A 21,978-nucleotide genomic window follows, 5' to 3' on the forward strand; every position below is an offset into this window, starting at 1 on the left:
CAGGTCGCTTCCAGCTGCCTTCATCAGCCTCGACCAAGGGAACCTCACCACAGTGCGTGATCACGACCTTCCGGCGCTCGAGCGCCGGACCCGCGGCAAGAGCCGCTTCGACGACGACGAGCAGCAGTTTCTGAAGCGCGGGCGGCCCACCGAGCCGCCCGCCGACCCCGACGGCGAACCTGACCCGGACACCGGCGACCGCTGGTCGTCCTGGGACGACGCCGTGCACGGCCCGCAGCCGTACCCGGACTGGCTGGTCACCGAGCTGGCGGCCAAGGACACCGAGCTGGGTGTGCTGAAGACCGGCAAGGAGGCGGACGTGCACCTGGTCCGCCGGGCGGTGCCCGACATGGACCGGTCCTGCCTGCTGGCGGTCAAGCGCTACCGGGATCCCGAGCATCGGCTGTTCCACCGGGACGCCGGATACCTGGAGGGCCGGCGGGTGCGCCGGTCCCGCGAGAACCGTGCGATGGCCGGCCGGACGGCCTTCGGCCGGCAGATGATCGCCGGGCAGTGGGCCGCGGCCGAGTTCGCCGCCCTGACCCGGCTCTGGGAGATCGGCGCCGGCCACGACCGGATCGCCGTGCCGTACCCGGTGCAGCTGCGTGGCACCGAGTTGATGCTGGAGTTCGTCGGCGACGCCGAGTCGGGGCTGGCCGCCCCTCGGCTGGCCCAGCTACGGCCCGGCCCGGCCGAACTGCGCAACCTGTGGGACCAGCTGGTGGAGGCGCTGCGTGTGCTGGCCCGGGCCGGCTACGCGCACGGCGACCTGTCGCCGTACAACCTGCTCGTGCACCACGGTCGGCTGGTCGTGATCGACCTGCCGCAGGTGGTCGACGTGGTGGCGAACCCGCAGGGGCCCGAGTTCCTGGCCCGCGACGTGCGGGTGGTCGGCACCTGGTTCGTGGCCCGGGGGCTGCCCGCCGAGCAGGCCGATCCCGGCGTGCTGACCGGGGAGCTGCTGCGCGAGGCGGGAGTGCGCTGACCGGGAGGGGTCGGGCGGCCGCACCGGCCGCCCGACCCGCCGCGCCACTCACTGCATGTAGCGCTCGACCTCGGGCTTGGGGCGTTCCCCCTGGGAATCCGGGTCGCCGTGGGTCTGCCGGGCGGCCCGCCGGCGGCGCAGCAGGTCCCAGCACTGGTCGAGAGACTGCTCCAGGTGACGCAGCCGCTCGCTGGCCTCGCCCTCGGTGCCCGACTCGTGGGCCTGAGCCGCCGCACGCAGCTTGTGTTCCTCGTCGACCAGTTCGGAGATCCGGTTCAGGATGGTCTTGTCGTCCATGCCACAGAGCCTGGCACAGGGTGCCCGACATCGCCCGGATTCGGGGGTACCGGTGCGTTCCCGGGTCCGCCGCTGTGCCGGCGTCCCCGCCCCTGCCGGCTCGCCGCTGACCTGGCGATCGACGATAATACGAGCCCCGCCGGTGCCGGCGCGGGTGATTCTCCTGACTCTCCACTCCGGACACCGGCTGGGCTGCGCCTCGACGTGAGCGCGCCACGAGGGTGGAAATTCCACCGTGCGCAAGTCTGGAGGTGCCCCGCGTTTGGTGAGATGCTTCCGTCGCCCAGAAGGTGAAAGTTCCACAGTCCCGACCGACCGAAGTGGACCGCTGCGGTCGGTGGGACGCCGAGGAGACGTGGTTCCATGTCGCAGGTGTCCGATGCCGGCCCCGCCCCCGTCAGCACCGAACCCCGGACGATCCCGCTCCGTCGCGTCCTGCCCGCGCTGGTCCGCGACCCGCTCGGCGCGCTGGTCGGCTTCGCGGACTCCGCGGCCGGCGAGGTCGTCCGGCTGAACCTCGGCTCGTTCCGCCCCTACCTGGTCAGCCACCCGGAGCATCTGCAACGGGTGCTGAGGGACAACGTTGCCAACTACACCCGCGACGGGGACGGGCTGCTCTGGCGCCCGGTCCGCCGGATCGTCGGCGACGCCATCCTGGTCGCCGAGGGTGAGGTCTGGGAGTCCAGCCGAGGCGCGCTGCAACCGCTGTTCACCGCCAAACGGGCCGAAACGCTGGTCGACAGGATGGCCGACGCGATCAACGAGGCGGTCGACGAGTGGCTGGAGCCGGCGCGGGAGGGCCGCCCGATCGACGGCGGCGCCGAGCTGACCCGGATCGTGCTGCGGACGACCATGCGGGTGCTCTTCGCCGACCGGATCTCGGTGCCGGACGCGCTGCGGATCAGCGCCGCGCTGGACACCGTCACCACCGCGATGCTCCCGCGCCTGCTGGTGCCCTTCGTGCCGTACGCGGTGCCGATGCCCGGCGACCGGCCCTTCCGTGAGGCGGTGCGGACCATCGACGAGGTGGTGCTGCCGATCATCCGGGAGGCCCGGGCCCGGCCCACGGACGGCGACGACATCATCTCCACCCTCTGCCGGCCCCGCCCGGACGGCCGGCAACCCGACGAGTACGCCATCCGCGGCGACGTGGTGGCGATGTTCTCCACCGCCACCGAGACCACCATCGCCCTGCTCTCCTGGCTGTGGCCGGTGCTGTCCTCCCGGCCCGACGTGGCCGAGCGGATGACCGACGAGATCGAGCGGGTGGTGGGCGGCGGCCGGGTCGGCCGTGAGCACCTGCCCGAGCTGCGCTACGGCCGGATGGTGCTGGACGAGATGCTGCGGCTCTACCCGGCCGGTTGGATGATCCCGCGGACCGCGGTCGGCGACGACGTGCTGGGCGGCGTACGGATCAAGGCCGGCGGCACCGTGCTGGTCAGCCCGTACGTCACCCAGCGGATGTCGACGTTCTGGGACGACCCGGACCTCTTCGACCCGGAGCGTTTCGCCCCGGAGCGGCCCCGGCGGCCCTACCGCTACTCCTACTTCCCGTTCGGCGGGGGGCCGCACCAGTGCCTCGGGCAGTACCTGTTCCTGCTGGAGGCGCAGCTCATCGTCAGCACCGTTCTGAGCCGCTACCGCTTCCAGCTGCGCCACCCGGTCGACCTGACACCCCGGATGGGCGCCTCGCTGCAACCCAAACAGCGGGCCGAGCTGATCCTCACCCCGGTCGAGCGCCCGGTCGCACCGTGACGGGGCCGGTGCGGACCGGTCGGGACGTCGTCGCCGAGCAGGGCCGGGTGTGCGCGCTGGCCGTACGCGGCGTACGCGACCTGCAGGGGGTCACCGCCGCCCACCCCGAGCTGTTCGACGCCGCGCCGTTCGACCCGGCGCTGCTCAGCTCGGTGGCCACCGCGATCGCCTTCACCGCGCCCTGGCACACCGCCGCCGAGCTGCGGATCACCACCCGTACCCTGCTCTGGGTCTTCGCCGCCGACTGGCAGGTCGACTACCTCGCCCGGTCCGCCGATGACGTCCGTGAGGTGGTGACCGATTGTCTGGCGGTGGCCGACGGCGCCACGCCGCCGCCCGGGCGGCACCTGGCGCGGCTGCTGGCCGACCTGCGCGACGAACTCGCCGCCGTGCCGGCCTTCGCCGGGCTGCGGCCGATCTGGCGCGACGAGCTGGCCCGGATGCTCGCCGCGGTGGCCCGGGAGTGGGACTGGAAGAAGCTGCCGGCCGACCCGTCCACCGGGCAGCGCCTGCCGGACCTGGACCGCTACCTGGACAACGCCGACAACCTCGCCTGCTCCTTCGTCAACGTGACCCACTGGATCGCCACCGGCGACGACGAGACCCTCGCTCAGCTGGGTGATCTGCTGGCCGTCGGGCGCGGCGTGCAGCGCGTGCTGCGGCTGGTGAACGACCTGGCCACGCACGGCCGGGACGCCGAGTGGGGCGACCTGAACGCGCTGCTGCTGGTCGCCGACCCGGCGCAGGTGCACACCCGGCTGGCCGAGCTGACCGCCGCTTCCCGCGCAGAGCTGGCCGTCCTCGCCGAGAGCTGCCCGCGTCAGGCGGACTACCTGCACCGGCAGATCTCCTTCACCGGCGGCTTCTACCAGGTGTCGGACTTCTGGGGGGTGCGTGATGAGTGACGGCGCGTTTCGGGTCCTGGCCGGGCCGGTCACCGGCGGCGACCCGGCCACCGACACCGCCCGCGAGCTGATCGCCGGCCTGGTGCTGCGGCCGTGGGGGCAGGTCGCCCCATCGGTGTACGAGACCGGTCGGCTGGTCGCCGACGCCCCGTGGCTGACCGGCCACCACCAGCGGATCGGGTTCCTGCTGCGCGGCCAGCGCCCGGACGGCGCGTGGGGCCCGCCCGAGGGGTACGCCCTGGTGCCCACGCTGAGCGCCACCGACGCGCTGCTCGCCGCGCTGGCCGACCGTCGGGCCGGTACGGACCTGCTCGCCCCGGTGGCCCGCGGGCTTCGCGCGCTCACCGGCACGCTGCTCGCCGCCGACGCCCGGGAGCTACCGGACACCCCGGCGCTGGACCTCATCGTCCCGGCGCTGGTCGGCTCGATCAACGACCGGCTGGCCGGACTGGACCGGGAGACCGCGGACCGGCTGCCCCGACCACCGCTGGGGCTGCCCGCCGGGCTCGGACCCGGTCGGTTGCGCGCGGTGCGGGCGGCGGTGGCCGCAGGCGCGGCGCTGCCGCCGAAGCTCGCCCACTTCTACGAGGTGCTGGACGCGACGCCGGCCGACGCCGGGCCGGCACTGACCGCCGTCGGCGCCTCGCCCGCCGCTACCGCGGCCTGGCTGACCACGGCCGGCCCGGACGCCGGCCCCACCGCGCACGCCTTCCTGCGGGACCTCATCCGCGACGGCGGTGGCCCGGTGCCCTGCCCGGCCCCGATCACCGTCTTCGAACGGGCCTGGGTGCTCAGCGGGCTGCGCCGCGCGGGCATCGCGGTCAACCCGCCGAGCGCCCTGCTGCGGAGCCTGGCCGGGGCCACCGGCGCCGAGGGCATCGCCACCGGCGACGGCCTGCCGACCGACGCCGACACCACCTCGGTGACGTTGGACGCGCTGGCCCGGCTCGGCCGCCCGGCCGACCCGGGCAGCCTGTGGGCGTACGAGACGGCGGACGGCTTCTGCACCTGGCCCGGCGAGGACGGCTTCTCGGTCACCACCAACGCGCACGTGCTGGACGCCTTCGGCCAGCACGTGGCCAGGCACCCGGACGCCGACGCCCGGTACCGCCGGGCGGTCGACCGGCTCAGCGTCGTGCTGCCCGAGCGCCAGCGTGTCGATGGCGGCTGGCAGGACCGTTGGCACGCCTCGCCGTACTACGCGACCGCCTGCTGCGTGCTGGCGCTTGCGGAGTTCGGCCGGGGCGCGGCGGCGGCCGAGGCGGTGGACCGGGCGGCCCTCTGGGTGCTGGACAGCCAGCGCGCCGACGGTTCGTGGGGGCGCTGGGTCGGCACCGCCGAGGAGACCGCGTACGCCCTGCAGATCCTGCTCGCGGCGCCGACGGCGGGGCCGCGGGCCGACGACGCCGTGGCCCGGGGGCACGCCTACCTGCACGAACCCGCTGGTCGGGAGCACCCTCCACTGTGGTACGGCAAGGAGCTGTACTGCCCTACCGCCATCGTCCGCTCGGCGGTGCTCGCCGCCTGCAAGCTGGCCGCCGCCCGCACCGTGGGTGTCGACCGTTCGGTGGCGGATTGCGGTTACCAGGCAACAAAAACAACAACTTGAGGGGTTGTGTGGACACTGCTAGCGTACGCAGAGCCTCAGCCCCGTATGCCCCGCTGCGGTGGGACATCGCCCTCCATGATCACCCGTTGATGAGCTGAGTCAACGCCCAGCCTGGGACGGTTCAATGCGTTCTCGCGGTACGAGTATTCGCACCAAGGTTGTCGCCCTGCTGCTGTCCCTGGTCGCGCTCTGGATGTTCGCGGCATGGGTCACCCTGCGGGACGGCTTCAACCTGCTCGGTGTCCAGTTGCTCAACAGCAAGGTCTACACGCCGAGCGAGCCGCTGCTCCAGGAGCTCCAGCTGGAGCGGCGGTTGACGCAGGCGTACCTGAGCAACCCCGACGCTGAGCAGCGGGCGGCGCTGGAGGCCGAGCAGCGCAAGACCGCGCAGCTGGCGGCCGACTTCGCCAGCTCGATTCGCAACTGGCAGGTCAACGTGGCCGGCAGCTCGGCGCTCGACGCCCAGCTGGACGCCTCGATCGCCCAGATCGGCGCACTCGAGCAGACCCGGGCCGAGGTGCTGGGCCGCAGGATCGATCGGATCGCCGCCGCCGACGCCTACACCGGCGCCATCGAGTCGATCTTCCAGGTCTACGACGTCACCGGCAGCCTGGACGACAAGGAGATCGCCGCCGACGCGGCCGCCCTGATCCAGCTCAACCGGATGAAGGAGCTGATCTCCCAGGAGGACGCGCTGCTCAGCGGCCTGTTCGGCAACGGCCGGATGAGCGGGCCGGAGTACGCCCGCTACGTCAGCCTGGTCGGCGCCGAGCGGTTCCTCGGCGAGGAGACCCGGGCCCGGCTCGCCGACGCCGATCAGCGCCGCTACCAGCAGCTCGTCGAGGGCGAGGCGTTCACTCAACTGCGCGCCGTGCAGGCCAGCATCATCCGCGAGGGCCGGCCGGCGACCCAGCTGCCGATCAGCGCCGAGCAGTGGCGCGGCACGGTCGAGCCCGCGCTGTCCGAGGTCAACGAGGCGGTCGCCGCCGGCGGCGAGGGCATCGTCGGCCGGGCCACCGGCGTCGCCGTGATGGTCGTCGTCCGGCTGGTGCTCGCCACCGGCCTGGGCCTGCTCGCCGTCATCGCGTCCGTCATCATCTCGATCACCACGGCCCGTACCCTGCTGCGCCAGCTCGAACGGCTGCGTCAGGCCGCCTGGCAGCTCGCCGACGAGCGGCTGCCGCGGGTGGTGGAGCGACTCGGCCACGGCGAGGAGGTCGACGTCGCCAAGGAGGCGCCGCCGCTGGAGTTCGGCACCGACGAGATCGGCCAGGTCGGCAAGGCGTTCAACGCGGTCCAGGAGACCGCTCTGCGCACCGCCGTCGAGCAGGCCGACCTGCGCCGCAACGTCCGCGAGGTCTTCCTCAGCCTGGCCCGGCGCACCCAGGCGCTGGTGCACCGCCAGCTCACCCTGCTGGACGCGATGGAGCGGCGCGAGCAGGACGCGGAGGAGCTGGAGGACCTGTTCCGGGTCGACCACCTGGCCACCCGGATGCGGCGCAACGCGGAAAACCTGATCGTGCTCTCCGGCTCCACCCCGGGCCGGGCCTGGCGGCGCAACGTGCCGATGGTCGACGTGGTGCGTGGTGCGGTGGCCGAGGTGGAGGACTACACCCGGGTCAACGTGCTGCCGCTCGGGCCGGTCTCGCTGGCCGGCCGCGCGGTCGGCGACATCATCCACCTGCTCGCCGAGCTGATCGAGAACGGCCTGTCGTTCTCACCACCACACACCACGGTGGAGGTTCGTGGCCAGCTGGTGGCCAACGGGTTCGCCATCGAGATCGAGGACCGGGGCCTCGGCATGAGCGAGGAGGACCTGGCCGCGGCGAACCACCGGATCGTGGACCGGTCCGAGCTGAACCTCGCCAACGCCGCCCGCCTCGGCCTCTACGTGGTGAGCCGGCTGACCGAGCGGCACGGCGTGCGGGTCCGGCTCAAGGAGTCGGCGTACGGCGGCACCACCGCCGTCGTGCTGATCCCGCTGGAGCTGGTCACCGAGAACGGCGCGGGCCCGGAGGACTCCGGCGCGATGCGGGCCGGGTCACCGGCCATCCCGCTGCCCCCGTCGCCGACCGCCGGCCCCGTGAGCGCCGCCGACAGGGGTCGCCCGGCCATCCTCGCGCTGGCCGCACCACCGACGGCAGCGGGTACGACGGCGCCGGACGTACCGGACCCGGTGACCCCGGCCGCCCCGGCGGCGGTCCCGGCCGGCGCGTCGGTGCCGACCGATGCCACCAGCCCAACGGCGCAGACCGACGGCACAGACGTGGACGCCTCCCTGCCCACCCGTCAGCGGACGGCACCGACCACCGGGTCGTCGGAGCTGCCCAGCCGGGCCCGGCGCGCCCTGGGTCAGCCGGCCCTGGAGGGCCCGACGGTGCCCACCGGCCTGCCCTCGGTCGACCGCGTCGGACCAACGGACAACGCCGGCGTCAGCGAGCCGGGCGCGGACGGCGGGCCGTTGCCCGCCCGGGCCGAGACGGACCGGACGAACTCGGGCCTGCCGGTGCGAATCCGGCAGGCGAGCATCGTGCCCGAGCTGCGCGACGACCCCGCGGCGACGGAAACCGACGAGGAGGACGTGGCGCGCCCGCCGGAGCAGGTGCGCCGGATGATGAGCTCCTACCAGAGCGGCACGCGGCGAGGTCGGACCGACGCGGCACGACTGCTCGGCGGTTCTTCCGGCGCCCCGCCGGCGGCGACGCCCGAGCCGACCGACGAGGACCCGCGCACTACCTGACCGGGCGCCGGTGATGCGGGTTTCCGCGCGGCGTGATGGTCAGCCCCAGACGAGTACGGCGACAACAGCCGGGGGAGAAGAGGACGACGAGTGGCCCAGAAGACGGCTTCGAGTGCCGACCTGACGTGGTTGCTGGATGATCTTGTTGGGCGGGTGAAGCAGGCCGAGCATGCGGTCGCGCTCTCCACCGACGGGCTGTTGATGGCCTCCTCGCAGGGGCTGAGCCGGGACGACGGCGAGCACCTAGCGGCGATGGCGGCCGGTATCCAGAGCCTGGCCCGGGGCGCCGGCAAGCGCTTCGGTGGCGGGCAGGTGCAGCAGACCATCATCGAGATGCAGTCGTCGTTCCTGTTCGTCACCGCGGCCGGGCGCAACGCCTGCCTGGCGGTGCTGGCCAGCGAGGACGCCGATGTCGGCCTGATCGCCTACGAGATGGCGATGCTGGTCACCCGGGTCGGCAAGTACGTTGCCTCCCCATCCCGCGGCGCCGACCAGCCGGCCGGCGAGAAGTAGCGGGCATGACGGTGCAGGGAGAGTCCGCGGACCATCAGTGGGTGGATGACCATGCGGGCCCGGTGGTCCGCCCGTACGCGATGACGCGCGGGCGGGCCCGTCCGGTCACCGGCACGTTCGACCTGATCTCCCTGGTCACCGCGACCCGAGCCGACGTCGCACCGGAGGTCGGCATCGGTCCGGAGCACCTGGCGATCGTCGGACTGTGCCAACGAATACAGTCCGTCGCCGAGATCGCCGCCCATCTCGACCTGCCGGTGGGCACCATCCGGGTGCTCCTCGGCGACCTGGCGGCCCGCAGCCTGGTGCAGGTCCGCGAGCCACAGACCACGGCCGGTCTTCCCGACAACAGCATCTTCGAGGCGGTAATCAATGGACTACGGGCACTCTGACCGGCCGGCGGGAGCGACCCCACTGCCCACCGCGATCAAGATCCTGGTCGCCGGTGGCTTCGGCGTGGGCAAGACCACCATGGTCGGCGCGGTGAGCGAGACCCGGCCGTTGCGCACCGAGGAGGTGCTGACCGAGTCCGGGGTCGGCATCGACGACCTGTCCGGGGTGGAGGAGAAGACCACCACCACCGTGGCGATGGACTTCGGACGGATCACCATCAGTGACGACCTGGTGCTCTACCTGTTCGGCACGCCGGGGCAGGACCGGTTCTGGTTCGTCTGGGACGAGTTGGCGCTGGGTGCGATCGGCGCGGTGGTGCTGGCGGACACCCGCCGGCTGGCCGACTGCTTCCCGTCGATCGACTACTTCGAGGGCCGGGGCACCCCGTTCGTGGTCGCGGTGAACTGCTTCGAGGGAAGCCGGCAGTACCGGCTCGACGAGGTGCAGGCCGCCCTGAACCTGGACCCGGGGGTGCCGGTGCTGCTCTGCGACGCCCGCCAGCGCGAGTCCAGCAAGGAGGTGCTCGTCACGCTGATGGAGCACGCCATGAAGACCCGGGAGGCCCGGCGCCGCGCCGCCGGCGCGAACTGACCGACAACCGGCGAGATTTTCCGGCCTGACCGGGTGGCCCCTAGCGAAACGCCGGCCGGTGCGCGGCACGGAAGCGCCGGCCGGGTGACCGGCGCGGGGGCGGCCGAGGCGGCGGAGGCCGTCGCGGCCGCCGGCGCCGAGGCGTACGCGCGGATCGTCGCGACCCTGATCCGGGTGACCGGGGACTGGGCGCTGGCCGAGGACTGCGCGCAGGAGGCGCTGACCGTCGCCCTGGAGCGCTGGCCCGGCGACGGCGTGCCGGCCAACCCGGGCGGCTGGTTGATGACGGTGGCCCGCAACCGGGCGGTCGACGTGCTGCGCCGGGCCGCCGTGGAGCGCCGCAAGCTGCACGACCTGGCGGTGCTCACGCCGGCCGACGCGGAGCCCGGGCCCGGCGTGGGGGAGGACGTGGTGGACGACCGGCTGCGACTGATCTTCACGTGCTGCCACCCGGCGCTCGCGATCGAGGCCCGGGTGGCGTTGACGCTGCGCACCGTCTGCGGTGTGCCCACCGCCGCCATCGCCCGCCTCCTCCTGGTCAGCGAGTCGACGATGACCCGACGGCTGACCCGGGCCCGGACCCGCATCGCGCAGGCGGGCATCCCGTACCGGGTGCCGAGCGGGCCGGCGCTGAACGAGCGGCTGCCCGGCGTGCTCGCCGTGCTGTACCTGCTCTTCACCCGGGGCTACGTCGCCGACGGCGAACCGGCCTTCGCCGACGAGGCGGTCCGGCTGGCCCGGCTGCTCGACCGGCTGATGCCGGAGCAGTCCGAGGTCGCCGCGCTGCTGGCGCTGTTCCTGTTCCAGCACTCCCGCCGGGACGCCCGTCGCGATGCCGCCGGTGAGCTGCTCACGCTCGACCGGCAGGACCGCCGCCGGTGGGACCACACCGCGATCGCCGGGGGGCTCGCCGCACTGGCCCGGGCACGCCACGACGGGCCGTACGCGTGGCAGGCCCGGATCGCGGCCTGCCACGCCACCGCCGCGTCCGTCGAGGCCACCGACTGGCCGACGATCGCGCGGGCCTACGACGCGCTGGCCGACATCCGGCCCTCGCCGGTGATCGCGCTCAACCGGGCGGTCGCGCACGGCTACGCGTACGGGCCGGCCATCGGGTTGGTCCTGCTCGACGCGGCGCGAGCCGGGGGCGGGCTGGACGGCTACCCGCTCGCCGTGGCGGTGGAGGCCGACCTCGTTGCTCGGCAGGGGAACCCGCTGCGCGCCGCCGGACTGTTCCGGAAGGCGGCGGCGGCGGTGGGCTCGACCGCCGAGCGCCGTGCGCTGCTCGACCGGGCTGACGAACTCGCCCGGTAGGGCGGCATGCTCGACAGCGGGGGAGAGATCAGCCGCGCTTGGCCAACACCAGGAATCGGGTCCAGGCCGCCGGGTCGAAGGCGAGCGTCGGACCGGCCGGGTCCTTGGAGTCACGTACGCCGATGACGCCCGCGAGGTTGTCGGCCACCTCGACGCAATCGCCGCCGTTGTTGCCACTCTTGCTGCTCTTGCGCCACCGAGCGCCGGTCAGGTCCATGATGCTGCCGCTTCTCTGAGGAGATTGAGGGACTGCGCACGCGACAGGGCTCCGTCGCGAATGCGTTCCCACCGTCGGTCGAGCGTAGCAACGTCGGCCGCCTTGTCGATGAGCTGCGCTTGCGCCTGGCTGTCGACGTGCGCGACCCGCGCCCCGTCCGGCATTTCGGCCACGGTGAACGGCCCACCGAGGCCCGGATACATGCCGACGTCGGCGGGCACCACGAACAGCGACACGGTCGGCAGCGCGGCCAGCTCGACCAGCCGCTCGCACTGCTCCCGCATCATGGCCCGGTCGCCGTCGAGGGTGCGCCGGAGGACTCCTTCGTCGAGGACCGCGACGAGCAGCGGCGGGCGTTCCCGTCGCAGGATGGCCTGCCGGCTCAGCCGCGCCTCGGCGAGATCGTCGGCCTCGGCCGGTGTCAACGCCTCGCCGACCAGCGTCGCCAGCGCGTACGCCTTGGTCTGGAGGAGGCCCGGTATCCACGCGAGCTGAAACGACCGCAGCGACAGTGCCTCGCGCTCGATCTCGGCCCAGGGTCGGAACCAGGCCGGCGCCCGACGCTTCAGCGCATCCGGCCACAGCTCGTCGACGTTCCGACCGAGCAGCTCGGCGACCCGCGCGCGATGACGCGTCTGCGGGATTCGTCCCGTGCTTGCCCACTTCGCGGCCGTCTTCGGATCGACACCAATCTGAGCAGCGAGACTGTCCGCTGTGTGGCCCCTCTCGGCCATCGCCGCCTGTACGGCTCGATTCATCTCCAGGCCCTCCAGAACGTTCCAGACGTCGGAAGGCAATACTTCTACGCGGTGTGATTGCTTGGCAACCCTCGGCAGGGTGCTGTGTGGACAGCATTGAGGAGGGAGCACAGAATGCCCGAGGACAGGCCCGGTAACCGCCCACATCGGCCAGGCAATCGACCGGCCCGGCCGGCCTCGCCCCGTGCGAACATCACCGGCCCGACCGGGCCACTACACCCTCCGTACCGTGGCCCGGGTCGCGCGGCGAACGTCCTACCCGGATCACGCTGGCGATCCCGGTGCGGCCCGTCGGCCGCGCACACCGCCGACGGCCCGCTGTGGACGTGCGACGCCTGCGGTCGGGACTGGCCCTGCCCGGCGCTGCGAGCGACCCCGACGGACGCCGCCCGCCGGGCGACCCTGATCCCCGAGTTCTCCCGGATCACCCGCCGGGCGATCCGGGACCTGCGCGGCCAGCCGGGCGGACCCGATCCGGTCGCCATCGTCCGCCGTTTCCTCTGGTTCCTGCCGCTCACCGACGAGGAGGCCCGCGCGGTCGCGCTGCGGCTGCGCTGAGCGTTCACCCCGGCGGAGCGCCGGCAGAGACATGCGAAGGGCCGCTGCCCGCAAGCGCGGGAAGCGGCCCTTCTCAGGTGTACGGCGTCAGTTGGCGATCATGCGGCGCAGCACGTACTGCAGGATGCCGCCGTGCCGGTAGTAGTCCGCCTCACCGGGGGTGTCGATCCGCACCACGGCGTCGAACTCCACGCCGGTGTCGGTGCTGACCTGCACGGTGCGCGGAGTCTCGCCGTCGTTGAGCGCGGTCACCCCGGTGAAGGTGAACGTCTCGGTGCCGGTGAGGCCGAGCGACTCGGCGGTGGTGTCCACCGGGAACTGCAGCGGCAGCACGCCCATGCCGATGAGGTTGGAGCGGTGGATCCGCTCGTAGGACTCGGCGATGACCGCGCGGACGCCCAGCAGCATGGTGCCCTTGGCCGCCCAGTCCCGCGACGAGCCCGAGCCGTACTCCTTGCCGGCCAGGATGACCAGCGGGATGCCGGCCTCCTGGTAGGCCGTGGAGGCGTCGTAGATCGAGGTCTGCTCGCCGGTGAGGTGGTTGACGGTGAAACCGCCCTCCACCCCGGGGACCAGCTGGTTGCGCAGCCGGATGTTGGCGAAGGTGCCCCGGATCATCACCTCGTGGTTGCCCCGGCGGGAACCGTACGAGTTGAACTCGTGCCGCGGCACGCCGTGCTCGGCGAGGTACTGACCGGCAGGGGAGTCCGGCTTGATCGAGCCGGCCGGCGAGATGTGGTCGGTTGTCACCGAGTCACCCAGCTTGGCCAGCACCCGAGCTGGACCGATGTCGGTGACCGGGCTCGGCTCCTGCTGCATGCCCTCGAAGTAGGGGGGCTTGCGCACGTAGGTGGAGTCGTCCGCCCAGGCGAAGGTGTCGCCGGTGGGGGTGGGCAGCGACTGCCAGCGCTCGTCGCCGGCGAAGACGTCGGCGTACGCGGCGCTGAACCCGGTCGCGCCGATCGCCTGCGCGATCACGTCCTGGATCTCGGCGCTGTTCGGCCAGATCTCGCGCAGGAAGACCGGGTTGCCGTCGCGGTCCTCGCCGATCGGCTCGTTGGCCAGGTCGATGTCCATCGTGCCGGCGAGCGCGTACGCGACCACCAGAGGCGGGGACGCCAGGTAGTTCATCTTGACGTCCGGGTTGATCCGGCCCTCGAAGTTGCGGTTGCCGGACAGCACCGAGACGACGGCGAGGTCCTTCTCGTTGACCGCCGCCGAGACCTCCTCGGGCAGCGGGCCCGAGTTGCCGATGCAGGTGGTGCAGCCGTAGCCGACCAGGTTGAAGCCGAGCTTGTCCAGGTACGGCGTGAGGCCGGCCCGCTCGTAGTAGTCCATGACGACCTTGGAACCGGGCGCCAGCGTGGTCTTGACCCACGGCTTGCGGCTCAGGCCCTTCTCCACCGCGTTGCGGGCCAGCAGTGCGGCGCCGATCATCACCTGCGGGTTGGAGGTGTTGGTGCAGGAGGTGATCGCGGCGATCACGACGGCGCCGTGGTCCAACTCGTACTCGACGCCGTCGGCGCCGGTGACCCGGATCGGGTCGGTGGCCCGACCGCCGGAGCCGACGGCCGCGGTCTCCAGGTCGCGCGGCTCGTCGGCCGGGTCGCTGAACTCGTTGGCCGGCGGGTCGCTGGCCGGGAAGGACTCGGCGCTGGCCTCGTCGGCCGGGCCGTTGGCACCGCGCGGCAGTTCCTCACGGGGCACGCCCGGCTTGAGGTCGCGCTCACCGACGGAGTCGTCGGCGACGTAGTCGGTCAGCGCCGAGCGGAACAGCGTCTTGGCACTGCCCAGCGGCACCCGGTCCTGCGGGCGCTTCGGGCCGGCCAGCGACGGCTCGATGGTGCTCAGGTCGAGTTCCAGGCGCTCGGAGTACTCCGGCTCCGCGTCCGGGTCGTGCCAGAGGCCCTGCTCCTTGGCGTACGCCTCGACGAGCGCGACCTGCGCGTCGTCCCGGCCGGTCAGCTTCAGGTAGCGGACCGTCTCGGCGTCGATCGGGAAGATCGCCACGGTAGAGCCGTACTCGGGGGACATGTTGCCGATGGTGGCCCGGTTGGCCAGCGGCACCGCGCTCACGCCCGGGCCGTAGAACTCGACGAACTTGCCGACCACGCCGTGCTTGCGCAGCATCTCGGTGATGGTCAGCACCAGGTCGGTGGCGGTGGTGCCGGCCGGCATCTCGCCATGCAGCTTGAAGCCCACCACACGGGGGATCAGCATGCTGACCGGCTGGCCGAGCATCGCGGCCTCGGCCTCGATGCCGCCGACGCCCCAGCCCAGCACACCCAGGCCGTTGACCATCGTGGTGTGCGAGTCGGTGCCGACCACCGTGTCCGGGTACGCCTGGCCGTTGCGCTCCATGATGGTGCGGGCCAGGTACTCGATGTTGACCTGGTGCACGATGCCGGTGCCCGGCGGGACGACCTTGAACTCGTTGAACGCGGTCTGGCCCCAGCGCAGGAACTGGTAGCGCTCCTTGTTGCGCTCGTACTCCAGCTCGACGTTGCGCTCGAAGGCGTCCGCGCGGCCGAACAGGTCGGCGATGACGGAGTGGTCGATGACCAGCTCGGCCGGGGCGAGGGGGTTGACCTTGGTGGCGTCGCCGCCCAGGTCGCGCACCGCCTCGCGCATGGTGGCCAGGTCGACCACGCAGGGCACGCCGGTGAAGTCCTGCATCAGCACCCGTGCCGGGGTGAACTGGATTTCCACGCTCGGGGCGGCGGTGGAGTCCCACCCGCCGAGCTGGCGGATGTGGTCGGCGGTGATGTTCGCGCCGTCCTCGGTCCGCAGCAGGTTCTCCAACAGGATCTTCAGGCTGTACGGCAGCCGGTCGTGGCCGTCCACCTTGTCGATCCTGAAAATCTCGTAGCTCGCGTCTCCGACGCGTAGCTGGGTCTTCGCACCGAAGGTGTCGAGGCTCGCCACGTCGTACTCCTTCACACCAGCGACCGTGAGTAGTCCTGAGCAGTGTGTCGCACCGGCCAGGGTGCCGCCGAGGTTAGGTGACACTTACCGCCGATTTCCGCTCTCAACAAAACCGTACGTCCGTCTTGCTAGTTGCGCAACCCGGCGTCGGGTCCGGTCCGGCCGGTCGGCCGCCGGTAGGGTTCGGGGCCGGACGGGGAAGGGGTCGACGGTGTTCGACGTTCAGCACTGGCTTGTGTCGCTGCCGCCGATCGCGGTCTACCTGCTCGTCGCCGGGGTGATCGGCGTGGAGAGCATGGGCGTCCCCCTGCCGGGCGAGATCGTTCTGGTCAGCTCCGCCCTGCTCGCCGCCACCGGCGTGGTGGAACCGGAGTGGGTCGCCACCGCCGCGGCCACCGGCGCGATCATCGGCGACTCCGTCGGGTACGCGGTGGGCCGCCGCGGTGGCCGCCCGATGCTGGCCCGGCTGGGTCGGCGCTTCCCCCGACATCTCGGCCCCGCGCAGCTCGCCCGCGCCGAACAGAGCTTCGCCCGGTACGGCGTCTGGGCCGTCTTCTTCGGCCGGTTCGTGGCACTGCTGCGGATCCTGGCCGGCCCGCTCGCCGGGGCACTGCACGTGCCGTACCGGCGGTTCCTGTTGGCCAACGCGGCCGGCGGGCTGGTCTGGGCGTTCGGCACCACCTACCTGCTGTTCACTGTGGGCCGCGCGGCCGAGCACTGGCTCAAGGACATCTCCTGGGCCGGGCTGGCCCTCGCGGTGCTCGCCGGTCTCGCCAGCACGTGGTGGCTGCGCCGACGGGCCCACCGGTTCGAGGCGACCGAACCCACCCCGGACACCGAGCCGGTCCGCGCGGGCAGCGAACACTGACCCGGGCATGACGAAAGGGCCGGGCCCCTGGTGGGGGTCCGGCCCTTGTCGTTGGTGCTGGTGCTGGTGCTGGTGTTTGGGGGTCAGCTGGTGGCGTAGCCGCGGGTGGCGATCCAGTCGGCGAGGTGCTCGGCGGTGACTTCGTAGGAGGCGGTGTTCGGATCGGCGGAGTCGGCGATCTTCACGATGTTGCCGTTGTCGCGGTAGCCCACGACGCTGATGTAGTGCCCGCCTTCGAAGGAGTGCACGGCACCGTCGGTGTCGCTGGTGGTGCCGGCGATGTTCGCGACCACGGCCCGGCCGTCGTCGACGGTCTTGACGATGTCGCCGCGCAGCTTGTCGGTCTGCTTGCCGTCAGCGTTCGGGCTGGAGATCTCGACGCTGTGGTAGGCGTCCTTGCTGCCGGTTTCCTTGTTCAGCACGGGGGTGATGTCGTTGATCGAGTTGGTGCCGGCCTCGGTGGTGCCCATCTCCTTGGCCATGGCGTCCACGCTGATGTCCTTGCCCTGCACCGACAGGGCGTTACGGGCCGCGGCGGGACCGCAGTAGTAGAAGTTCGGCTGCGCCTCGTAACGCACACCCAGCTGACGCTCACCGGCGGGCTTACGGTCCGACTGGGTCTGGGTGGTCGGCTTGGCGTCCGACGCGGCGTACGCGGCGGTGACGGGGCCGGCGATGGCGCCACCGGTGAACGCGAGCCCAGCAGCGGTCAGAGCGGTCTTACGAATCAGATCGGTACGCATGATGGCGTGCTCCTCTGCATCAGGGGTGCATGCGACACACACAAGGGGGTGTGCGCCGCACAAAAAAGTTCTGGGGGGGGGTCTGCCCGGCGGCTCCAAGAGGGGCCTGCTCGGGTGTCCGGGGGGATGTAACCGTGGCGGCCCGGGGCATGTTCCCAACAGGCTGCCGGAAGCTCGGCGGCTACCGGGGGATGTAACCGCGACGGGCCGGCGGGTGTTCCCAGCGGCTGCCGCACCGGGCGGGGCACGGTGATCTGCCAGGTATAACCACCCGGGTCTGCCAGGTATAACCACCCCGGCCGGGCCCCGATTCCACCCCCCGGGGTGGCCCCGACCACGAGACCCCGACCCGAAACCGGACATCCATGCCCTGCCAGGCCAACCACGAACCGGACATTCAACCCCCGGGTCCTGAACCCACCGGGTCCAAGACGCGCGCCCATTCGGAGGGTATGGCCTGGCCGATTCGCCCAGACCATACCTTCCCGGAAGATGCGCAGATTTCGACCCAGCGCCGCAGGCGGGCAGCCGCCCGACTCGGCACACACCGCGCCCCGGGGCACCCCGAACGGACGCGGTCGCGTGGATCAGGTGGCGTCCAGGTGGTCGAGGACCACGTCCCGAGCGACCGGGACAGTTGCATGGGAGCGTTATACCTCAGAGTCATAAATATGACTCTGAGGTATAACCGTTGCTGTCGACCTCGCCCCGGACCCGCCTCGTCAAGTGATCGACTCGGTGTCGGCGATGTCGCGATATCCCGGTGCAGGGATGCCCCCGTGTCGGCAATACGGAGTCGATCAACACCTCAGCGGCCGAGCCGAGGCTGCTCTGGGATGCGCGTGCGAATCGCGCACTTTCCGGGAAACTGTGGCCTCGACGCATCGGGAAACAGCACTTTCCCAGAAGTTGCGCAGATCTTGACCACCGTCGTGGGCACGTAGAGAGCGTGGGGCGCGCAAACCAGGCGCTGGGCACGCGCCCAGCGTGGGGCACGCGCACAGCACGTGGAGCGCTTGGGCACGCGAGAGCGCGGGAGCACCCAAACCGCGTGGGCGTGTGGATCAGGTGTCGTCGAGGAGGTCCAGGACCGCGTCACGGGCGGCCAGGACGGCCGCCTTGGACTGCGGCATGTGGTCGAGGATGTCGAAGGAGTGCTGCCCGTCCGAAACCTCGATCACCCGTACCGGCCGGTGATGGGTCGTCGCCGCCGCGAGGAATTCCTCGATACCGGCCAGGATCGGCGGTATGTCCCGCCCGGCCCTGGTCAGCACCAGCGGGACGCCCGCACCGGAGTCGAGGGCCTCGACGGGCAGGAACCGCGCGTCGACCTGCCACCCTGGCAGCGGGGTGAGCAGCGGGTAGGTCAGCGCGATACCGCGTAGCCACGGCGGCGCCGCGCGCAGCCAGTCGGCCGACAGCAGGCCCCCGCCGGAGAAGAACCAGAGCACCACGCGGTCGGGGTCGACCCGGGAGTCGGCGCGGACCTGCTCGACCATCCCGGCGATGTCGTCGGCCGTGGCGGGCAGCGCCGACGGCTCGGTCACCTGGTAGCTGATCAGCGCGGCGACCAGGCCGCTCTCGGCGAGCAGCGCGCCGTAGCCGCGGTACAGCAGCCAGTCACGGGGGTCGGGGACGCCCGGGGGCAGCGGGGCGCCGTGCACCAGCACGACGGCGGGGGCCGGACCGGCGCCAGCGGGCAGGTGCAGGTCGACGCTGCCGTGCCGCTCGACCGGCGCGGCGGGGGTGGACAGGACGAAGGGTCGCTGAGCGACGGGCGTCGTCATGACCGGATGATATCGATCATGGCCCTGCTCAGCTGCCCCGTCGGCCGTCCACGGGGGAGCGTCGAGGCGGGTGGTCAGGCCGGGTCGGCGGGCTTCTCCGCGTCGCTCGCCTGGGCGTGCCGTTCGAGCAGCCGCTGCCGGATCTCCTCCGGCGTGTACGCGCGCCGACGTCGTTCGGCCCGCGCGATCACCACACCGGTGGCCGCGACGCCGGCGAGGCCGGCCAACCCGAGGACCTTCCACCACCGCATTCGTTGCCGCATCGGCCTAGGCTAGACCCTCATGAGCATCAGCCTGGACGAGGCCGTCGAGTTGACCCGCACCGGCGACGTGTGGGTGTTCCGGGGTCGCAGCGTGCCGGACCGGGCGATCCAGATCACCACCAACAGTCCGGTCAACCATGTGGGCATGGCGGTGGTGCTGGACGACATGCCGCCGCTGATGTGGCACGCGGAGCTGGGCCGGTCGCTGCCGGATCTGTGGTCCGGCGCCCACCAGCGCGGTGTGCAGCTGCACGACCTGCGGGACGCGGTCTGCGTCTGGGCCAACCGGTACGGCCAGCGGGCCTGGCTGCGGCAGCTCGATCCACCGGCGGACGGGGAGATGGAACGGGCGGTGCTGCGGACGATCGCGCGGCTGGACGGCACGCCGTTCCCGTCCACCGCGCAGTTGGCCTGGCGGTGGGTGCGTGGTCGGGTGCCGGCGTTGCCGCGACCCGGCCGGTCGGCGCCGCGGTCGACTCCGGCCTCGTCGACGGGTGGGTCGGCGGTGGCCCGGGACCGGGCGTTGGAAACGGCGTACTGCGCCGAGGTTGTGGCGGTGACCTACGAGGCGATGGGGCTGCTGCCCGCCGGCCGGCGACCGAACTGGTACGACCCGGGGCGGTTCTGGAGTGGGGACGACCTGGGGCTGGCCGCCGACGCCCGGCTGGGCGCGGAGATCGAGGTCCAGGTTCCGCCGCGCTGAGGTTTGACCGGCCCGGTGACCGGCAATTTCTGGACCGTGAACGCCTCCACGGATCTCGACGCGCTGACCGACTTCTTCGACCGGTACGGCGTGGCGTTGACCTCCGGCGACCTGCCGGCCATCGCCAGCTGTTACGCCCTGCCCGGGTTGGTGGTGGCCGACACCTACAGCTTCTCGTTCAACTCGCCGGCGGCGGTGGCGCTGTCCTTCGTGGGCGCCGCACCCGACTACCAGGACCGGGAGCTGGTAGCGGCGCACGCCCGGATCGAGGACGTGCGGCCGATGTCCGCGCTGCTGACCATGGTGGCGGTGGAGTGGGAGTTCCTGGACAGTCGGGGGCACGCGGTGCCGGGGGAGCGGTACAGCTACCTGCTGCGCACCACCGGTGAGGGGCCGGTCATCTCCACGGTCGTCCGGACGGCCTGACCAACCGGCGCGACCGAGCCGTTTTCCGCTCCGGGTTGGCTGGTCGGTCCGATCCGTACCCACCCGGTTTCCGGTCTGGCCGGTGCTGGCTACGCTGGCGCGTCGGCGTGGACGAGGGGAGACCTGATGGCGGTGCGGGCGGACGGTGCGGAGGGTGCGCGGGCGGCCCGGGTGCTGGCGTCGGTGCCGTGGATCGTGGTGCTGCTCGGCGTCTGCGCGCTGGTGGTGTTGTTGGTGGTCGCGCTGCTGTCGTTCCGTACCCGGGAGCGGGAGGCCACGTCGCAGGCTGCGCCGCCGGTGTTCCTGCCGACCGTGCCGGCCGCCGCGTCGACCACGGCCACGGCGACGCCGACGCCGACGCCGACCGGGGCGGAGCGACGCACGCCGTCGCCGCGGCCGTCGCGCAGCAGCCGGACGCCGTCGCCGCGGGTCAGCACCAGCTCGCCGGCTCCGAGCCGGACGAGCGCCCCGGCGGCGCCGGCGGTGCCGCTGGGCCCGGCGGACGGGACGGTCACCGCCCGGTACCAGGTCGGAACGGATGGGTGGGACGGGGACGAGGCGGTGCTGTCGGTCACGAACGAGTCGGGTGGGGCGCTGGACTGGCGGGTGGAGCTGGCATTCGACGACGACGTGCGGGGGCTGCGGGTCAGCGGTGACTCCGGGGTTTCGGTGTCGGCGCGCGGGGACGGCGATTTCGTGCTGCGCGGTACGGGTGCGCTGGCCCCTGGTGACACCCGGACGCTGCGGCTGCGGCTCGGCTGGGACGACTCGGGGGAGCGGCCGGAGCGGTGCACGGTCAACGGGGTCGACTGCCAGCTCGGTTGACCTGGTGCCCGGTTCGGCGGACCGTGCGGTGCCGCCGCCGGAGCTTCCGGGTCTGACCGTCGGTGGCTACGCTGCCCGGACGGCCCGCTGAGGGAGGTACATGTCCGGCATGCGTCGCGCCCCGCGACCGTCCCGTGGTCCGGCCGCTGTCGCGTCGTCGCCCTGGATCGTAGTGTTCGCCGGCGTCGTGGTGATGGTGGTCCTGCTCTTCATGGCCCTGGGCGCGTATCGGGGACGTAGTCCGGCGCCGGACGACGCGGCGGCGCTGCCACCGGCGTTGCCGCTGCCGCAGGGCCCGGTCCCGCCCACCGTCTCGACGCCGACGCCCCCGAGACCGTCGGCGCCGCCGTTGCGGCCCGGACTGTCCCCGCGCGCGAGTGGACTGTCGCCGAGCGCGCCGGCCGGGTCGCGCGCGTCGACGGCGGGCCGGACGGGTGGGCCGGCGACGAGCAGGCCGGCGACCCGGCCACCGCAGGGCGCGCCCGCGGTGAGTGGCCGGTACCGGGTGGTGCAGAGCTTCGACGGGGGTTTCATCGGCGAGGTGCTGATCGTCAACCAGGCCGGTGAGGACCGGGGCTGGACGGTGCGGTTGGAGTTCGGCGGTGGGCGATTCGTGACCGCGTGGGTGGAGGGCGTGCCACAGGGGACGGTGCGGCAGACCGACGGCGGCTTCACGTACGCCAGTGGGGTGGATGTGCCGGCCGGCGGGTCGGCGACGTTGCGGTTCCACCTGGAGCGGGCACCGACGAGCCCGCAGGCGTGCACGGTCGACGGGGTGCGCTGCACCGGGTTCTGACCTGGAC

General features: G+C 72.4%; 22 protein-coding genes. 15 read left to right on the top strand and 7 right to left on the bottom strand.

Translation table 11 applies throughout. The features are described 5' to 3' along the window. The first annotated feature begins 52 nt into the window (after positions 1-52). Entirely contained in the window at positions 53-985 is a 933-nt protein-coding gene (locus tag KBX63_RS30715; protein WP_210917313.1) for a serine protein kinase RIO, read from the top strand. A gap of 48 nt (positions 986-1,033) precedes the next feature. Here KBX63_RS30715 and KBX63_RS30720 read toward each other — a convergent pair whose 3' ends face one another. Beyond that, a complete protein-coding gene (locus KBX63_RS30720; protein ID WP_210917315.1) occupies positions 1,034-1,282 on the bottom strand; it encodes a DUF2630 family protein in 249 nt (82 codons plus the stop codon). A 417-nt stretch (positions 1,283-1,699) separates the two neighbouring features. Between KBX63_RS30720 and KBX63_RS30725 the strand changes: the two genes are divergently transcribed. The 8 genes from KBX63_RS30725 to KBX63_RS30760 all read left to right on the top strand — a co-directional run bounded on the left by KBX63_RS30725 (position 1,700) and on the right by KBX63_RS30760 (position 11,102). Continuing rightward, the gene (locus KBX63_RS30725; protein ID WP_210917354.1) at positions 1,700-3,037 is read left to right on the top strand and encodes a cytochrome P450; all 1,338 of its coding nucleotides are present in this window, start codon (positions 1,700-1,702) and stop codon (positions 3,035-3,037) included. Next, positions 3,034-3,942: a terpene synthase family protein gene (locus KBX63_RS30730; RefSeq protein ID WP_210917318.1), complete on the top strand. Its 909-nt coding sequence runs from the start codon at positions 3,034-3,036 to the stop codon at positions 3,940-3,942. The genes KBX63_RS30725 and KBX63_RS30730 overlap by 4 nt, the downstream gene beginning before the upstream one ends. Then, on the top strand, positions 3,935-5,551 hold the full coding sequence (locus tag KBX63_RS30735; RefSeq protein ID WP_210917321.1) for a prenyltransferase/squalene oxidase repeat-containing protein: 1,617 nt from the start codon (positions 3,935-3,937) through the stop codon (positions 5,549-5,551). Before KBX63_RS30730 ends, KBX63_RS30735 begins: the two co-directional genes overlap by 8 nt. 124 nt (positions 5,552-5,675) lie before the next feature. Next, entirely contained in the window at positions 5,676-8,291 is a 2,616-nt protein-coding gene (locus tag KBX63_RS30740; RefSeq protein WP_210917324.1) for a nitrate- and nitrite sensing domain-containing protein, read from the top strand. A 90-nt stretch (positions 8,292-8,381) separates the two neighbouring features. Further along, a complete protein-coding gene (locus KBX63_RS30745) occupies positions 8,382-8,804 on the top strand; it encodes a roadblock/LC7 domain-containing protein (RefSeq protein ID WP_074312735.1) in 423 nt (140 codons plus the stop codon). Positions 8,805-8,809: 5 nt separating this feature from the next. Then, entirely contained in the window at positions 8,810-9,196 is a 387-nt protein-coding gene (locus KBX63_RS30750) for a DUF742 domain-containing protein (RefSeq protein WP_210917327.1), read from the top strand. Next, positions 9,177-9,788: an ATP/GTP-binding protein gene (locus KBX63_RS30755; protein ID WP_210917329.1), complete on the top strand. Its 612-nt coding sequence runs from the start codon at positions 9,177-9,179 to the stop codon at positions 9,786-9,788. Before KBX63_RS30750 ends, KBX63_RS30755 begins: the two co-directional genes overlap by 20 nt. Positions 9,789-9,872: 84 nt before the next feature. Then, the gene (locus KBX63_RS30760) at positions 9,873-11,102 is read left to right on the top strand and encodes an RNA polymerase sigma factor (RefSeq protein WP_210917356.1); all 1,230 of its coding nucleotides are present in this window, start codon (positions 9,873-9,875) and stop codon (positions 11,100-11,102) included. Positions 11,103-11,130: 28 nt separating this feature from the next. Here KBX63_RS30760 and KBX63_RS30765 read toward each other — a convergent pair whose 3' ends face one another. Then, on the bottom strand, positions 11,131-11,319 hold the full coding sequence (locus KBX63_RS30765; protein ID WP_210917330.1) for a DUF397 domain-containing protein: 189 nt from the start codon (positions 11,317-11,319) through the stop codon (positions 11,131-11,133). Beyond that, entirely contained in the window at positions 11,310-12,077 is a 768-nt protein-coding gene (locus tag KBX63_RS30770; RefSeq protein WP_210917358.1) for a DUF5753 domain-containing protein, read from the bottom strand. The genes KBX63_RS30765 and KBX63_RS30770 overlap by 10 nt, the downstream gene beginning before the upstream one ends. A 114-nt stretch (positions 12,078-12,191) precedes the next feature. Between KBX63_RS30770 and KBX63_RS35690 the strand changes: the two genes are divergently transcribed. After that, positions 12,192-12,635 (top strand): hypothetical protein, encoded by a 444-nt coding sequence (locus tag KBX63_RS35690; protein WP_247663684.1) that lies wholly within the window; start codon positions 12,192-12,194, stop codon positions 12,633-12,635. 87 nt (positions 12,636-12,722) lie between these two features. On the opposite strand, the gene KBX63_RS30780 is transcribed toward KBX63_RS35690, so the two are convergent. Beyond that, entirely contained in the window at positions 12,723-15,575 is a 2,853-nt protein-coding gene (locus KBX63_RS30780) for an aconitate hydratase (protein ID WP_210917331.1), read from the bottom strand. 196 nt (positions 15,576-15,771) lie between these two features. Here KBX63_RS30780 and KBX63_RS30785 point away from each other — a divergent pair, with 196 nt between their 5' ends. Further along, positions 15,772-16,428, top strand: a complete 657-nt coding sequence (locus KBX63_RS30785; protein WP_210917332.1) for a DedA family protein — start codon at positions 15,772-15,774, stop codon at positions 16,426-16,428. Between the two features lie 83 nt (positions 16,429-16,511). Here the strand turns inward: KBX63_RS30785 and KBX63_RS30790 are convergent, their stop codons facing one another. The 3 genes from KBX63_RS30790 to KBX63_RS30800 all read right to left on the bottom strand — a co-directional run bounded on the left by KBX63_RS30790 (position 16,512) and on the right by KBX63_RS30800 (position 19,221). Continuing rightward, a complete protein-coding gene (locus KBX63_RS30790) occupies positions 16,512-17,171 on the bottom strand; it encodes a C39 family peptidase (RefSeq protein ID WP_210917333.1) in 660 nt (219 codons plus the stop codon). 1,064 nt (positions 17,172-18,235) lie between these two features. Further along, on the bottom strand, positions 18,236-18,958 hold the full coding sequence (locus KBX63_RS30795) for a dienelactone hydrolase family protein (protein ID WP_210917334.1): 723 nt from the start codon (positions 18,956-18,958) through the stop codon (positions 18,236-18,238). Between the two features lie 74 nt (positions 18,959-19,032). Beyond that, on the bottom strand, positions 19,033-19,221 hold the full coding sequence (locus KBX63_RS30800) for a hypothetical protein (protein WP_121654968.1): 189 nt from the start codon (positions 19,219-19,221) through the stop codon (positions 19,033-19,035). Positions 19,222-19,240: 19 nt separating this feature from the next. Here KBX63_RS30800 and KBX63_RS30805 point away from each other — a divergent pair, with 19 nt between their 5' ends. From KBX63_RS30805 to KBX63_RS30820, 4 genes are all read left to right on the top strand, one after another. Next, positions 19,241-19,924, top strand: a complete 684-nt coding sequence (locus tag KBX63_RS30805; protein ID WP_210917336.1) for a hypothetical protein — start codon at positions 19,241-19,243, stop codon at positions 19,922-19,924. A 36-nt stretch (positions 19,925-19,960) separates the two neighbouring features. Next, the gene (locus tag KBX63_RS30810; RefSeq protein ID WP_210917361.1) at positions 19,961-20,350 is read left to right on the top strand and encodes a hypothetical protein; all 390 of its coding nucleotides are present in this window, start codon (positions 19,961-19,963) and stop codon (positions 20,348-20,350) included. Between the two features lie 126 nt (positions 20,351-20,476). Continuing rightward, positions 20,477-21,175, top strand: a complete 699-nt coding sequence (locus tag KBX63_RS30815; RefSeq protein ID WP_210917337.1) for a hypothetical protein — start codon at positions 20,477-20,479, stop codon at positions 21,173-21,175. A 100-nt stretch (positions 21,176-21,275) separates the two neighbouring features. Then, entirely contained in the window at positions 21,276-21,971 is a 696-nt protein-coding gene (locus KBX63_RS30820; protein WP_247663685.1) for a cellulose binding domain-containing protein, read from the top strand. The last annotated feature ends 7 nt before the right edge of the window (positions 21,972-21,978 follow it).

It is taken from the genome of Micromonospora sp. U21, assembly GCF_018070045.1.
Lineage (GTDB): Bacteria > Actinomycetota > Actinomycetes > Mycobacteriales > Micromonosporaceae > Micromonospora.

Bases quoted from the DNA above. Each gene is read 5' to 3' on its own strand.
- KBX63_RS35690 (WP_247663684.1), top strand. From the start codon at position 12,192: ATGCCCGAGGACAGGCCCGGTAACCGCCCACATCGGCCAGGCAATCGA.
- KBX63_RS30795 (WP_210917334.1), bottom strand. From the start codon at position 18,958: ATGACGACGCCCGTCGCTCAGCGACCCTTCGTCCTGTCCACCCCCGCC.
- KBX63_RS30820 (WP_247663685.1), top strand. From the start codon at position 21,276: ATGTCCGGCATGCGTCGCGCCCCGCGACCGTCCCGTGGTCCGGCCGCT.
- KBX63_RS30740 (WP_210917324.1), top strand. From the start codon at position 5,676: ATGCGTTCTCGCGGTACGAGTATTCGCACCAAGGTTGTCGCCCTGCTG.
- KBX63_RS30815 (WP_210917337.1), top strand. From the start codon at position 20,477: ATGGCGGTGCGGGCGGACGGTGCGGAGGGTGCGCGGGCGGCCCGGGTG.
- KBX63_RS30735 (WP_210917321.1), top strand. From the start codon at position 3,935: ATGAGTGACGGCGCGTTTCGGGTCCTGGCCGGGCCGGTCACCGGCGGC.
- KBX63_RS30805 (WP_210917336.1), top strand. From the start codon at position 19,241: ATGAGCATCAGCCTGGACGAGGCCGTCGAGTTGACCCGCACCGGCGAC.
- KBX63_RS30800 (WP_121654968.1), bottom strand. From the start codon at position 19,221: ATGCGGCAACGAATGCGGTGGTGGAAGGTCCTCGGGTTGGCCGGCCTC.
- KBX63_RS30755 (WP_210917329.1), top strand. From the start codon at position 9,177: ATGGACTACGGGCACTCTGACCGGCCGGCGGGAGCGACCCCACTGCCC.
- KBX63_RS30750 (WP_210917327.1), top strand. From the start codon at position 8,810: ATGACGGTGCAGGGAGAGTCCGCGGACCATCAGTGGGTGGATGACCAT.
- KBX63_RS30790 (WP_210917333.1), bottom strand. From the start codon at position 17,171: ATGCGTACCGATCTGATTCGTAAGACCGCTCTGACCGCTGCTGGGCTC.
- KBX63_RS30720 (WP_210917315.1), bottom strand. From the start codon at position 1,282: ATGGACGACAAGACCATCCTGAACCGGATCTCCGAACTGGTCGACGAG.
- KBX63_RS30770 (WP_210917358.1), bottom strand. From the start codon at position 12,077: ATGAATCGAGCCGTACAGGCGGCGATGGCCGAGAGGGGCCACACAGCG.
- KBX63_RS30765 (WP_210917330.1), bottom strand. From the start codon at position 11,319: ATGGACCTGACCGGCGCTCGGTGGCGCAAGAGCAGCAAGAGTGGCAAC.